Annotated in this window: 10 protein-coding genes and 1 pseudogene; 8 read left to right on the forward strand and 3 right to left on the reverse strand. The window is 58.6% G+C overall.

Annotation, left to right across the window (positions count from 1 at the left end):
* Positions 1-761: 761 nt before the first annotated feature.
* Positions 762-1,493, forward strand: a complete 732-nt coding sequence (locus tag PK28_RS17150; RefSeq protein ID WP_082017236.1) for an outer membrane beta-barrel protein — start codon at positions 762-764, stop codon at positions 1,491-1,493.
* 355 nt (positions 1,494-1,848) lie between these two features.
* On the opposite strand, the gene PK28_RS20590 is transcribed toward PK28_RS17150, so the two are convergent.
* A complete protein-coding gene (locus PK28_RS20590; protein ID WP_156126524.1) occupies positions 1,849-2,037 on the reverse strand; it encodes a hypothetical protein in 189 nt (62 codons plus the stop codon).
* A gap of 550 nt (positions 2,038-2,587) precedes the next feature.
* On the opposite strand from PK28_RS20590, the gene PK28_RS17160 reads away from it, so the two are divergent.
* The 6 genes and pseudogenes from PK28_RS17160 (at position 2,588) to PK28_RS17185 (ending at position 10,717) form a co-directional block, all read left to right on the forward strand.
* Entirely contained in the window at positions 2,588-3,214 is a 627-nt protein-coding gene (locus PK28_RS17160; RefSeq protein ID WP_156126526.1) for a hypothetical protein, read from the forward strand.
* Positions 3,215-3,341: 127 nt separating this feature from the next.
* Complete coding sequence (locus PK28_RS17165; RefSeq protein ID WP_044517781.1) at positions 3,342-3,815, forward strand: ankyrin repeat domain-containing protein; 474 nt, start codon at positions 3,342-3,344, stop codon at positions 3,813-3,815.
* 143 nt (positions 3,816-3,958) lie between these two features.
* Positions 3,959-4,543 carry a hypothetical protein gene (locus tag PK28_RS20595; protein ID WP_156126528.1) on the forward strand — a complete coding sequence of 195 codons (585 nt, stop codon included), beginning with the start codon at positions 3,959-3,961 and terminating at the stop codon, positions 4,541-4,543.
* Between the two features lie 3,823 nt (positions 4,544-8,366).
* Positions 8,367-8,498 (forward strand): annotated as a pseudogene (locus tag PK28_RS21360) (carboxypeptidase-like regulatory domain-containing protein); the annotation flags it as partial.
* A gap of 21 nt (positions 8,499-8,519) precedes the next feature.
* The gene (locus PK28_RS17180) at positions 8,520-10,211 is read left to right on the forward strand and encodes an alpha-2-macroglobulin family protein (protein WP_044517789.1); all 1,692 of its coding nucleotides are present in this window, start codon (positions 8,520-8,522) and stop codon (positions 10,209-10,211) included.
* A gap of 116 nt (positions 10,212-10,327) precedes the next feature.
* The gene (locus tag PK28_RS17185; protein ID WP_044517792.1) at positions 10,328-10,717 is read left to right on the forward strand and encodes an alpha-2-macroglobulin family protein; all 390 of its coding nucleotides are present in this window, start codon (positions 10,328-10,330) and stop codon (positions 10,715-10,717) included.
* Between the two features lie 381 nt (positions 10,718-11,098).
* Here the strand turns inward: PK28_RS17185 and PK28_RS17190 are convergent, their stop codons facing one another.
* Entirely contained in the window at positions 11,099-11,806 is a 708-nt protein-coding gene (locus PK28_RS17190) for an energy transducer TonB (protein WP_044517795.1), read from the reverse strand.
* A 247-nt stretch (positions 11,807-12,053) separates the two neighbouring features.
* Between PK28_RS17190 and PK28_RS17195 the strand changes: the two genes are divergently transcribed.
* A complete protein-coding gene (locus tag PK28_RS17195) occupies positions 12,054-12,461 on the forward strand; it encodes a hypothetical protein (RefSeq protein WP_044517798.1) in 408 nt (135 codons plus the stop codon).
* 110 nt (positions 12,462-12,571) lie between these two features.
* Here PK28_RS17195 and PK28_RS17200 read toward each other — a convergent pair whose 3' ends face one another.
* Positions 12,572-13,105 carry a Riean_0653 family protein gene (locus PK28_RS17200; protein WP_156126532.1) on the reverse strand — a complete coding sequence of 178 codons (534 nt, stop codon included), beginning with the start codon at positions 13,103-13,105 and terminating at the stop codon, positions 12,572-12,574.
* Between the last annotated feature and the right edge of the window lie 8 nt (positions 13,106-13,113).

Consider the following 13,113-nt stretch of genomic DNA (forward strand, 5'->3'; position numbering starts at 1 on the left):
ACCGCTACGTTACTACAAAAACAGGAAACAGACAGGCGTTCCGACGTAGGCAGCGTGTTGTTAAACAAAGGGGTAAAGCCTTCGCTTGGGCCTACGCGGGTTTGCTTGGCGGCTGCCACGCGGCAATCAGGTCCATGTCGAAGGGGGCTTCGGGCGCCAGGGGCTGGTTGGCGAAGTCGTACTAGCCGCGCTGGTTAAAGAAACAGTAGGAGGGGTAAGGGTAAGATGGCTTGCGTGCAGCTGCGCGTGGCCGCGCTGCGCATGTCGAAGAGCCGTCGGGCATGAGGCAACACCCTCCCAGCAGATGAACAGCTTCGGAATCAGCGGTGCTGCCATTCGATTCTGTTCAAACCGGGCGTATACCCACAGACCCAAGGGAGCAGGTCAATGTACGAAACGACATGCCCATACGCCCGCGGGCCAACGGGTGCTTTATCAGTACCAGTAGGCAGGGCTAACCAGTCCACGAAAAAGGTCATTTGAGTCGCCACTTCTATGTTAAAGAACGATAAGTGGGGGCTTATTATTCCTTATTCTGCGCTTTGAGGATAGGTTCTGCTCCGATTTACTTATCATACCCTATTGACTAGTGGCTAATATGGGAAGAGTTCTGCGTCGTCAATCTTATCGAAACCTATCCGCTCAACTTTCACCTCTATTAAACGTCCGTTTAATAAACGTTATAAAGGGATAACCCCTGTCTTTGCTGGATAGAAAAGAAGCGCGAGGCGTTTGCTTCGGCATTCCGTTACCTTCGTGGCATGCGTTATCTTTTTATACTATTTTGTGTTGTTGGTAGTATGTCAAGCTCCTATGGGCAAACGACTGTCTCCGTAGGGCCCCGTATCGGGCTGAATGCGGCTACTGGGAATTTTGACATGGGCCGCCCTTATCACACCACTTTTGTATGGGGTGGAGAAGCAGGGGCGATGGTACAGGTATCCCGCCAGCATTGGGCGGTGCAGGTGGCCACACTCTACGCCCAAAAGGGATTTCGGGTGGATGATGAACATGAATATGACCCCAACGTGGGTGGGGTGTACATGCGGACCAGGGAAACTTACCGCCTGAACTATGTGACGCTGCCCCTGCAACTGGCCTATACGCTGCACGCGGACGGGCAAGGGTTTCAAGGCTTTCTGGGCGGCTATGTCGGCTTTCTGCTGAACGGGCAGCTGACGTATGATGATATCTATCGGCGTCCCTCATATGAGCCGGTGTACTATAAAGGGAAGGCGGATATTAAACCTGGCCAGGAATTAGAGATGAAAGGAGACGTTATTTCGAAAGGCACAGATGCGGGTGTGCAGGCCGGTATCGGGTATCGCTATCAGCAGTTACTGACCCAAATAAGCTATAGCCATGGATTAGTCAATTTGGGGACTAAGTATCCTAATCAGCCCAGTAATTTATACACGCCTGAGTATTCAAATCGCGTCATTCAGGTCTCCTTCACCTATCTTTTTGCGCCTCTCTCGGGTCGCCCGAAATAAGGGGGAGGGGCTCAGCTGTCCGCGTAGGGATCTAGTGCTTCTTCCCAGGTACCTTACCGACGTCTAGTGCTTGGCAATCTCATAAGCCGTAAGGGTCAAATACAGGGATTCACTGGGCCATACATTGCGAAAGGGCGTCGTGGTATCCAATGTTTCTTTTGCTTGGACCACCCCATTGATCAGCACCTCCGCGGTCAATGACGCCGTTGGAGTTAGGCGCACGCGGTTATTTCGCTGGACCTGCATAAAATCGAGCTCGACCGAAACCTGGTCGACCTCTTGCCATTTCGTATTGCGCGGAAAGGAATACAGGAAGGTCGTATCGCGGAGTGCAAACGTGCTGACTTTCAGGTTGTCATAATACCCGGCCCCCACCGGGTGCCTGCGTTACGTGGGCGATCATCACATGACCACCCCATTCGGGCCGCAGATGCAGGCCCGTAATGCGCACTTGCACGTTGGGCGTGGGGTCGGCAGACTCCGCTTTACAGGCCAGCAGGAAAAGGAGAAAGGCTAGCGGGGAGAGTCGCCGGAGAAAGGACATAGATAAAGTAAGCTAGGGGTGCAAAGCTAGAAGACTTCCCGGCATCAGCCACCAGCAAAGCCCCTCTCCTCGACTCGCTGCCCCAAGCGGGGGCGGGCTTCTTGGATAAACCACTTTCGTTGGATAGGCTAATCTGTGAAGCATTCGCTCTGTCCAAAAAAGGGGTTAAATCCCGGCCCCGAAAACTGCGTTTTCGGGGCTGTTTAGACAGGAGGCAAATGTGTCCAGAAAACGAGCGTGGCTGTTGCAGAACTCCCCAAGAGCCCACATCTCTGAGCAACAGCGATGGCACACGGCAGAAAACGAGGCTACAGAGGCTTATCCAAGCAGTTGATTAACCAGCAAACAGGTGGTGAATGCTCATTTATGGAGTTCTGCAACAGCCACGAGCCTTTTTTGGAGGGATGATTTAGAGTTCAGCCAGCTCCCATGCATCAACATCCTCTGTTCTGCTGAGAAGACTTATTCATGGGTCAGGGGAGGTAAACCCAGAAAGAAAGCGCTGCAGGCAATTACCTCTATCTTGCTTCCGCATTCCTTTCCTTCTCTTTTGGCCACTCTTTCTTTGCTACGGTCCTTCGGCTTGCTCTTGGTAGGCTTTGTTTCCTGTACCTCTCCTGACGCGAAGCAAAAGCTGGGTATTCCCATCGTCGGCGCAGAAACACAGGTCGTGCTTGAATCCCTGATTCAGCATGACAGCCTAGCCCTGTCTAGCTCGGGTAGCAGCGGCCGGCCTATCCTTTCCCAACTAGCCCCTCTGGGGCTGATTGTGCAGGCGCCCGTTGATACGGGGTTCTTACACACTACTATCCGTCTGGATTCGGTTACGCTGCGCTCCCTGCTGCGCCTTAAGTATCTAGATGGTTTCTTTTTTACCTCCCAGGATTCGCTTGCCCTGATCCAGCAAGCCCAACAGCAGCAAATGGCTCGCTTCGATACCACACGGTTGGCGCCTAGCGACTGGCTGAGTCCGCAGGCGCTCGAGCGCCAAAAGAAACAGCAGGAAGAGCGCCCTTACTATCGCTTCTCGCAGCCGCTCTTCTCTAGCGATAGCTCCCGAGCCTATCTGCTGTTTGATTACCACTGTATCGGTTGTGGTGGAGGTGTTGCCTATCTGGTCGAACGCAAAGACGGCGTGTGGCAACCCGTCGGCTGGCGGCGCCGCTGGATCAATTAAGGGATCCGGAAAAGGTGCTTTACTGTACCAGCAGCTTAACGTAATTGCAATTATAAACTCTTGCGCCCTTCCCTCCTCTTTGCCTTTATAGCAGCCAGCCGGCCCGCCGCCTGGATTACTCCATCTCATGTCGCTCGCCTCTGCTGACCTCTTTCAAGCTATCCGGTTGCATGCCCCCCTGCAGGACCTGGTGATCCCCAATATCAACGTCCGGAATGAGAACGGCCAAAGCTTGTTACAGGAAGCGATTGCCGCTCGAAACGAATCGGCTGCCCGCCTCCTGTTGCGCCAGCAGCTAGACGTGAACAGCCAGGATGACCAGGGGGCAACGGCTCTACATTATGTGGCCCTCTATCAAACGCCAGCCCTGGGGCAACGCATCTTGCAACAAGGCGGTAATCTGGCCCTGCTCGATCAGCATGGCAACTCCCCCTTATGGACCGCCGTGTTCAATGCCCGAGGACAGTATGACGTCGTCGACCTGTTTTTGCAGTATCAGGCGGATCCCCAGTCGGTCAACCGCTACGGGAAAACCCCGGCAGATTTTGCGACCCAAATCCAGGACCCGTATTTAATGCGCGTCTTACAGCCGCGCGCCTGAAAAATTGCCATTTTCGGGTCAAGACGCTCGTGTAACCCCGCGTTATCTATCACAGGATGAGACATTGACACGACCAGCAGTCTCGGCCGAGTAAGCGAATCGTCCGGTATGTCGGGGGGGACCCACCTGCGTTTTACCGTGGTATGCTGCGGCATGGTACCTTGCCCAGGGTATCTATTCAAAATCTGGCTACTGATTTTTCTTCTCTTATGGGGTATCACCGGGGCATCGGCAGCGGCTTTCTTGTCTTTCTGAGTCTGCTGGTCAGTTGTGCCGAGCCGCCGGAACGAGTCGTCTATCGCCAGCCGGTGCTCGTGTCCTTGGTGGATGGGTATGTTCGATTTCTGAAGCAAGAGCGGGTAACGGATGCCTTTTGTGTGCTGCTCTACCGATTAAATGATTCGACCATGGTCTTTTCGCTGTCCCCCTCCTACCCTGACCTGAGCGTAGGCCCCCCACTATACTTTGAAAAAGTCCAGCAATACACGGCTTATTTCGTCGGTGAGGAAGACAGCAGCTACTATCGGCTGCCCCCACTTCCACAACCCTTGCCGGCTGATTTACTGGAGTATGCGCAGCAGATCGACAACATTACCGATCCTAATTTCCTGCCGCAGGAAGACTTAGAAGGAATTTGGGAGTTTCACTTTGTGCGCGGAAAACTGCGCCACTATGCGCCGCGGCCCCGTATCAACCGCTATGTGTATCTGCCACCCAGCAAAAGCTAATGCAGCTGGTAAATAGGGCTTGGACACGAAATGCTTGAGTAGCAAAGGCGCTGAGATTGCCGGATCAAGCGGCTGTATTGAACCTCTATCCAGATCTAGACTTCGTTATTCATTCTGCTACTGAACAAGCCGGAGAGCAGGGCTATTTCTGTGCTTGAGGTTATGTAAGCGGTGGCAGGGAAGCCTGGTTATCGCTTCATGTCCTTCTTAGAAAAAGACGCATAAAAACGGCTTAGCAAGTGCTGGAGCACCTATTTAATAGTGTGCTGATCCTCAGGCTGAAGGGTAGGACTTTTCCAATCCACTAGTATTTATAGGGTAGATTTACCCGGTTAACGCTGTGGAAAGCGGTGAATAGCCGCATCCCCCTATTATCCGTGCTATTCCTGTGGCCTATGCTCCGACCTCTACTGCTCCTTTTCTTCCTGGCTTTCAGCTTGCCCCTGGTGGCCCAACAGCGCCTGGCACACGCCCGGCAGCGCAGCTACTACACCAAGGTCTTCCGGCTGACCGAGCCGCAGACACAGCTGCTGTACAATCAGGGGCTGAGCCGGGCGCGGCAGGAGTTCTTTACGGCCGCCGTAGACTCTTTTCCCACGGACAGCCTGACAGCTGGGATGACCCGTCCCCTACCCTTAGGCTATTACCTGGTCGCCCACACCCAGGGTGCTCAGTTAGTATACTGGCTGCGCACGGTAAGCCGCCTGCAGGTAGCCGTGCTCAATAACCAGGCGGACCTGGTGCTGACCGTGCGGGACTCCAGCGGGCAGCTGCTGCGCGATGCGCAGGTGCGGCTGCACCGCCGCCGGGTTCCCTTGGATCCGCTGACGGGCACCTACCGCCTGGCTAAGGGCGGCCGGGAAGGCCTGCTGGCCATCACCCAAGACGGGCGCACCACCTATCATCTGCTCGAGCGCAAGCGCCCCTACGGGTGGGAAAAGCGGGGCTGGGTGAAACGGGCGCTCTTTTCCTTTCCCCTGAGCCTGCTCTCTTCTCCGGTCCGCACCCTGTGGCATGATCTGCACAATGCATCTTACACCAACGAGCGGATAGTGGGGCTGCTGCGCTCCATCTTCAATGAGGAGGTGCGCTACGAGCGCCAGGAGCAGCGCGAGCGAAAGCGGGAGGAGTACTGGGTCAGTTACCTGGCCCTGAGCAAGCCGCACTACCGGCCTAGTGGGGATACGCTGCGCTTGAAGGCCCGCGTGCTGCGCCGGCGCGACGGCAAGCCCAGCACCGACCCGCTGGATTTGATGCTCCAAAGCCAGGGCAAGGTTAAAAAGGTAGCCACCCTCCGTCCCGTGCGGCCCGGCTCCTATCTCTACACCTTACCCCTGACCGATACGCTGGGCCTGCAGGCCGACCGCAACGTGACGCTGTACCTGCAGGACCGGCAGGAAATCACCCGGGCCGAAGAAACCTTCTACTTCCACGATTACGAGCTGAAGAACACCCACTACACTTTGCGAGCCGCGCAGACCATTCACCGGGCCGGCACGGCCCAAGCCTTCTATCTGCGGGGCACGGATGCCAACGAGCTGCCCCTGCTCGATGCCCGCGTCCGACTCGTGGTCCTGCCGCTGGAGGTCCGGGAGCTGGGCAGGCCCACCGTCTTTGTGCCCGATACGCTCTGGACCACCTCCCAGGCCCTGGATCCCGTGGGCGAAACCCGAATCAATTTGCCCGCCGGGGTGCTGCCGGCCACGGCCCTGCGCTACCGGGTAGAGGCCACCTTCCTCAATGCCGACCAGGAACAGCATGTGGCCAAGGAAACCATCACCTACCACCTGGACCCGGCCGAGCTGACGCTGACCCTGCAGGGAGACTCCCTGCAGCTGCGCTACCTGGTGCACGGGCAAAGCGTGCCGCAGGCCGCTACCCTGGAACGGTGGGCGGAAAATGGGCCCCTGGGTCCCGTGGCCGGGCAAAAGGTGCAGCTGCCCCTGTCACTGCCCGTGCAGCCTCACGTAGCGCGCTACGTGCTGCGCGATGCGCAGGGGCACCGCGCCGAGCTGCGCCTGAGTGAAGCGAATGCTGGCCTGAGCGTGCAGTCCGACCGGACCCGGGATTCGCTGTACGTGGCCGTGGAGAACCCCCACCGGATTCCCTTCTGGTACTTTCTCTACCGCGGCAATCAACTCATGCAGCGGGGCACGGGCACCTCCTGGCAGGTAGCGCTGCGCACGCCGGCCCGGGAAAGCTGGTTTGTGTCCCTGCATTACCTCTGGGGTGGGGAGATACAGGCGGCCGAATACCGGATTCAGCTGCCCCAGAAGGCCCTGCTCATCCAAGCCGAGCAGCCGGCCGTGGCCTACCCCGGCCAGCACCTGCGCCTGCACTATACCGTCACGGACGCCAGCGGGGAGCCCGCCGCGGGAGTAGATCTGACTTCCTACGCCTACACTACCAAGTTTGCTGCGCCCACCGCCCCGGCCCTGCCGGACTTTGAGCCCTATAGGCCGGGGCGGATAGCTGGGCGCCGCTTTAGTCTGGGCACCGCCTTTGATAGCTCACCCCAAAAGCCCGCCGCCCAGATCCTGGGGGATACCTGGCCGCAATGGCGGGAGCGGCTGGGGCTGGGCTCCCTGCGCTTTTATCAGTTTCTGTATCCGGACCAGGGCCGGTTTCTGGAGTATCGGCCCGCGCCGGGCGGCATCACCCAGCTGGCCCCCTTCGTGGTGGACTCGGGCCGCATTGCGCCCGTGGCCGCCGTGTACGTGGATGGGGTGCCCGTCTACATCCGGGAAATCAACGCCCAGGAGCCCTATGCCATTGTGGCCGACAGCGGCTATCATACCATCGCCCTGCGCACGGCCACCCGGCTGATCACCTTGGAGCAGGTGTATCTACGACAGGGGCACAAGCTGACCTTGAGCATCGACCCGGCCTATGTGCAGCCGAAGGTGCAGCTGGAAAAGCGCCCGGCTCAGTTTACCCAAGCCGAGCAGGCCACGCTCAACCGCTACCTGCTGCCCGTGGAAACCGACCGGCGGGGCGGAGTGAGCGGGAGTACCCTGCGGCAGGGCAACCGCCTGCAGGTAATCGCCGCCGGCAAGACCGTATACAAACGTAATAAGCCGGTGGTCCTGGGTGGCCCGTTTCGGCCGGACTCGGTCCTGTACCGGGAACCGACCGGGCTGCGGCAAAAATTCCTGTTGGAGCCCGCCTACCAGTATCACTTTGCCCCGGGCCTGCTTAAAATGACCAGCATGGAGCCGCATGCCTTCCAGTCTTTGCCAGCCTTTCTAGCTTCCTCCGATTCCCTACCCTTGCGGGGTTTTGCCTACACGGAGGCGGCCGTGCGCCAGCTCTTTCCCACCCCGGTGTTCCGGCCCTTCATTCGGCTGCGTCTGGATGACACGGTGCAGACGCGGGCCGGCCAGGGAACCCTGGAGCTCTGGCGGAGAAACGATCTGCCTCAGCCGCTCTACACGCTGGTGACCCAGCCGGGTCGTCCCGGTTTTGTGCGCCTGCTGCGCCACGCCCCCGCTATTGAGGGACTACCGCCCGGTACCTACCAGGTAACGGTGCTCCTGACCGACAGCACCTGCCTGCAGCCTGCCCCGGTGCTGGTGCGGGCACAGGGTACCACCTACCTGCAGCTGCGGCCACAGGATCAGCGCCAGCCAGGGCCGGCCAGCCGGCGGGTGCTAGCGGAAGTGCAGCAGCGAGCCCAGCAGGAGGTGGCCCGCGTACACGACCTGGCGACCCGCGAAATCAAGGTGAAGGCGCCTACGGCCCGGGGAGTCGCGGCCGGCAACTGGCCCCTGGTGCGGGTCGGGTGCTGGACAAGCAAACGGAAGAGGGCTTGCCCGGGGTCACGGTGTTGGTCCAGGGAACTGAGATCGGCACGTCCACGAATGCGGATGGCAGCTTTGAGCTGGCGGCTCCCCGTCACAGCCAGTTATCCTTTTCTTCTATTGGCTATATCACCCAACAAGAGCTTGTGGGCAATGGGGGTAGTATCGAAATCCGAATGATGCCGGATACCAAGCAGCTGTCGGAGGTGGTGGTCACCGGTTTCGGCTTCGAGAGCGTCCGGCGGGATTTTAGCGGCCAGGTGGCGGGCATTCAGGTGGGGGGCGCCGAGGTGCGTATCCGGGGTACGGCTTCCCTGACAACAACCCCAAAGAGGGCGCCCCCGCGGACTATCCCGGAAGTACCCTTGCTGGCCAGCGGGGATAAACAATATGCGTTGCGGCGGCACTTTTCGGATTATGCCTGGTGGCGGCCCGCCCTGTTTACCGACAGTCAGGGGAAGGCCAGCACGGAAGTCATCCTACCGGACGACGTCACGGGCTGGAACACGTTTGTGCTGGCCTCCGACGATCACGGCCGCACGGGCCGTGCGACGGGCAGCCTGCGCTCGTGTAAGGCCGTGCTCGGCGAGCTCATGGTCCCGCGCTTTCTGGTGCAGGGCGACCAGGTGCAGGTGCTGGGCAAGGCGCTCAACTACCTGCCGGATACCAGCCGGATTACCACCACCTTTCAGGTGAATGGCGCCGTGGCTCAAACCAACCGGCACGAGCTGGTGACCGCTATCATTGATACGCTACGCGTGACGGCCCCCGCGGCGGGTGACTCGCTGCAGCTAACCTACCGCCTGCAGCAGGAAAGCGGCTACCAGGATGGGGAAGTGCGCCGCCTGGCGGTGCTGCCCCGCGGCACCCGGGAGCGAGTGGGCACCTTTGCCGTGCTTACCGCCCGGGACACCACACTACAGCTGCCGGTGAATCCTCGACTAGGGCCCGTCACGGTTCGCCTGGAAAGTGACCCGCTGCCCGAACTGGAGGAAGAAATCCGCCATCTGCAGCGCTATCCCTACCTGTGCAACGAGCAGGCCGCCTCCAAGCTCAAAGGCCTGCTGGTCGAGCAGCGCATCCGGCAATTCCGCCACCAGCCCTTCACGGGGCAGCGCGCGGTCCATCAGCTGATCCGCACGCTGCTGGCCGGCCGGCGGGAAGGACAAGTCTTGTGGGGCACCTGGGCGGCTTCGCCGGCCAGCCCCTGGGTGAGTTTGCACGTGGTGGAAGCGCTGCTGGAAGCTGAGCAGCTGGGGTATCGCGTGGCCCTGGACCGGCCGGCCCTGGAAAAACAGCTGCTAGGCCAGCACGATCAGGAATTTACGGCCTCGCGAACGAGCCAGCCGAGCGCGCATTTATTCCAGCCCGCGGCGGACCGAATCCGTCTGCTGCAGCTGCTGCAACGCTTGGGCACTGCGCTGGACTATGCGACGTACTTGAAACGCATCGAGCAGTCTTATCGGGGTCAGCTGCCCCTGGATGTGTACCTGGCCACCGTCACTCTGCGGCAGGCGCTGCACCTACCCTATCAGCTCGACACGCTACGCCGCTTTCGCCGCACCACGCTGCAGGGTGGCGTGTTCTATGAGGACAGCGTGCAGGGCAGCGCCTACTATCAGCAGCAGCTGCCCGCGCGCATTGGCAACACGCTGCTGGCCTATGCTGCTATGCGCCAGCAGGGAGGACAGGAAAGGGAGCTGCTGCGCCTGCGCACTTTCCTGCTGCAGCAGCGCCCGAGCGGGCACTGGGGCAGCACGTATGAGAGCGCGCGCATTCTGGAAACGATTACGCCGGATCTGCTGGCCGAGGGCGCCGGCGCGGTCGCGGCCACCGTCCGCCTGCGGGGGCCCTGTCCCGGGAGGTAACTCAATTTCCCTTTGAAGCCACATTCGCTCCGGGGGAAGAGACGCTGACGCTGCAGAAGCAGGGCGCGCTACCGGTTTATGCCACCGCCTACCAGTCGTTTCATAACCCGGAACCGGTGGCCACGGCGGCTCCTTTTCAGGTAAGCTCTACCCTGGCCGGCAAATCCGGGGGACAGGTGTCGCTGCGGGCGGGCCAGCCGGTGGAGCTGGTGGTGACGGTCCTGGTGCCGGCGGAGGCCCGGTATGTGCTGCTGGAGGTGCCTATTCCGGCTGGGTGCTCCTACGGTCCGCCCGCGCCCGTGAACCGCCAGGAAGTGCACCGCGAGTACCTGCGGCAGCAGACCGGGATTTTCTGTGATGTGCTGCCCGCCGGCAAGCATGTGTTTCGCATTGCCCTGCAGCCCCGCTTCCGCGGCCGCTACACGCTGAATCCAGCCCGGGCGGAACTGATGTATTTCCCTACCCGGTTTGGCCGAACCGACAGCAAGCAGGCAGAAATCAAGTAACCGTTTTTTGGTAATTGAGAAGCAAGAGAACCTAGGACTCCTGTCCAAAAAAAGAGGGTAAAACAACGGCTCCGGAAACCCAGTTTTCGGGGCCGTTTAGATGGAATTCTAGGAGTATCGAAAAACCAGCCTTTTTTGGAAGGGCGTTACCGCAGAATTATCGAACCTTATCTTTCTGACTACTGGCGTAGGAGGCACAGCCCTAAGTGGCCTAGCTGCGCATCCACCAAGCCGGGCAGCAGCCCAACCGTGGCGGTGGAATAGGCATATAGATTGGTCATGGGGAGCAGCAGAAGATAGCCATCCGCCCTCCGTTTGTCGGATGGACTTGTAGAGCCGGTTTCCTTTAAGCCTGCCCGTATTAGCTCTTTGCCATCTGCTCTACTGCATATACTGACGGCGGATGGCCTGAGAGAAGGGAATGGGTACCGTATAGTCTTGTACCTCGGGTTTTCCGGCACCATAGGCTGGAATCCAGCGGGGCATCTTCTGTAAGACGCGCACGACTTCCTGATCATGGGCGGTATCCATTCCGCTGCGAATCTGGATGTCGTGAATGCGGCCCGTCGTATCAATGCGGAAGGAGGCGAATAGGCGCCCTTCCCGGGCAGGAAGGCGAGTCCAGCGCACCTGCTGCCACACCAACTGGTGCAACCGGTCAAGGCCTCCTGGAAAGGAGGCCTGGCGATACCAGTGGCCCGTCTGCTCTAAACTATCCGCTTGTTGGGCTGCTTCTTGCAAGAATTTCGCGCCGTACTTGCTTTGTAGCTGCTGCACCATCATGGCGTCGTAGCAGCCATAATAACTACCGGCGGTGTCCGTGTCTACAAACCGCCACTGGATTTGATAGGACTGACTCAGCACATGCAAATAAGTGTTCGGCTGCGGCAGAAATTCAATGGAATGCAACGCATACATGCCCTGCTGAAAATCCTGTCTGGCCCGCGCTGCGGCTTGTGAGCAAGTATCAGAAGTCTGAACGAGCGACTCTTGACGCAGGGTAGTAGCAACCGGCGAGGGGCCGTTACAACTTAACAAAAGCAGGAAGAGCAGTGACTGTAGTAGGGCAATGCAAACAGCGCGTAGCATAGCAGCAGGAATAAGAGCTGACTTGATAGAGGTAGCGTATAAATGTCCTGTGTTCGTGTGTTGCAAGGTATTAACTAAGAACAGGATGTTGCATAGAAGGCGGTTATACCTCCTGTTACCGTAAGAAACTTTTTCCAGAAGTTGGGCCAGCTTGCCGTAGCTCCTTTTCTCGCTTTTGCCTAACTAGCCTACTCCGTTCACCCGCAACAGATACGCTCAGTTAGCGTTTGTCTCGTTCTTCCCTCGCATGCGCTTTCTGAAGAAGGTATTCTTAGGCGTTCTCCTCTTGCTGGTCCTAGCGCTGAGCGGGATGGGGGTGTCTATTCTGACCATGGACGAGCTCCAACCGGGTTTGCAGTTGGAGGCTTCTCGGGCAGCCTCCCTTGGCGGCATTTGGTTGGGGTTATACCAGGACCAGCATTTTTCTATGGGCTACTCGGAAACTAGCCTCAACACCCGGGGTACGTACACCTTTCGCGACGATACCCTGCGCTTAACGGCGGATCCGGGCACGGTCATCACGCGGGGGAAAGATCGGCTCACGTTCGTGCTGGTGGATTCTCTCCTGTTGGAACTGCCCCAACCGGCTAGACTCGGCCGGATCAACTACTTGCAGGTTCGCCTCAACCAGTTTAAAAGCCCACACCGCCACTAGCGCGCGATGGAACAGAACGTTTCCGTATCCATCAGGATCCATTGAACCTGTCGACAAAAAGACTTATGTTTCGCTTCGGTTTAGCATAAGGCAACCTGTCGGACAGGTTATCAAAATTTCACATCGAAGCGCCCGTCTGTTACCTGGACTTGTTGGCCCGTCTGTGCGTTGGTGCCGACAAAATGGAACCGACCGGAGAGAATGCCTTGGGTGCGGTCGAAGCGGGTAATGGTGAGCTCGCCTTCATCTTGGTCAAGCTTCTGGTAAGTATTGGGTGAGCTACGATAGGATGCTTGAGCGCTACCCTTACTGTTCTTGAATGAGTAGGTTTTTCCTTCTTCCACCAGCAAGCTGTCAGCGGTAATGTGAATCCCTTCACTGGGGCTAGGTCGCCATCTAACGGCGGGAATGTTCAAGAAGTAGGAGTCCCCATCAGGCTCTGTGCCTAAATTCACATACTGCACATATAAGCCGAGTTGTCCAGCTCCGTCTTTGGGCAGGAATATGCGCCCGTCCACTTTGCAGCCGAAGGTCATGGCGCCGATGGTTGTTTCCGGAGGCAGTTGGGGGGAGGCTTCGTGTTTTTTACACTGACTGAGCAGGAGTAAGACCGTTAAACTGGCGACCAAGGGCAGAAGACGCATGGGGGAGC

It is taken from the genome of Hymenobacter sp. DG25B, from assembly GCF_000801315.1.
In the GTDB taxonomy this organism is placed as follows: domain Bacteria; phylum Bacteroidota; class Bacteroidia; order Cytophagales; family Hymenobacteraceae; genus Hymenobacter.

Bases quoted from the DNA above. Each gene is read 5' to 3' on its own strand.
- PK28_RS17150 (WP_082017236.1), top strand. From the start codon at position 762: ATGCGTTATCTTTTTATACTATTTTGTGTTGTTGGTAGTATGTCAAGC.
- PK28_RS20590 (WP_156126524.1), bottom strand. From the start codon at position 2,037: ATGTCCTTTCTCCGGCGACTCTCCCCGCTAGCCTTTCTCCTTTTCCTG.
- PK28_RS17195 (WP_044517798.1), top strand. From the start codon at position 12,054: ATGCGCTTTCTGAAGAAGGTATTCTTAGGCGTTCTCCTCTTGCTGGTC.
- PK28_RS17190 (WP_044517795.1), bottom strand. From the start codon at position 11,806: ATGCTACGCGCTGTTTGCATTGCCCTACTACAGTCACTGCTCTTCCTG.
- PK28_RS17180 (WP_044517789.1), top strand. From the start codon at position 8,520: ATGATGCCGGATACCAAGCAGCTGTCGGAGGTGGTGGTCACCGGTTTC.
- PK28_RS17200 (WP_156126532.1), bottom strand. From the start codon at position 13,105: ATGCGTCTTCTGCCCTTGGTCGCCAGTTTAACGGTCTTACTCCTGCTC.
- PK28_RS17165 (WP_044517781.1), top strand. From the start codon at position 3,342: ATGTCGCTCGCCTCTGCTGACCTCTTTCAAGCTATCCGGTTGCATGCC.
- PK28_RS20595 (WP_156126528.1), top strand. From the start codon at position 3,959: ATGCTGCGGCATGGTACCTTGCCCAGGGTATCTATTCAAAATCTGGCT.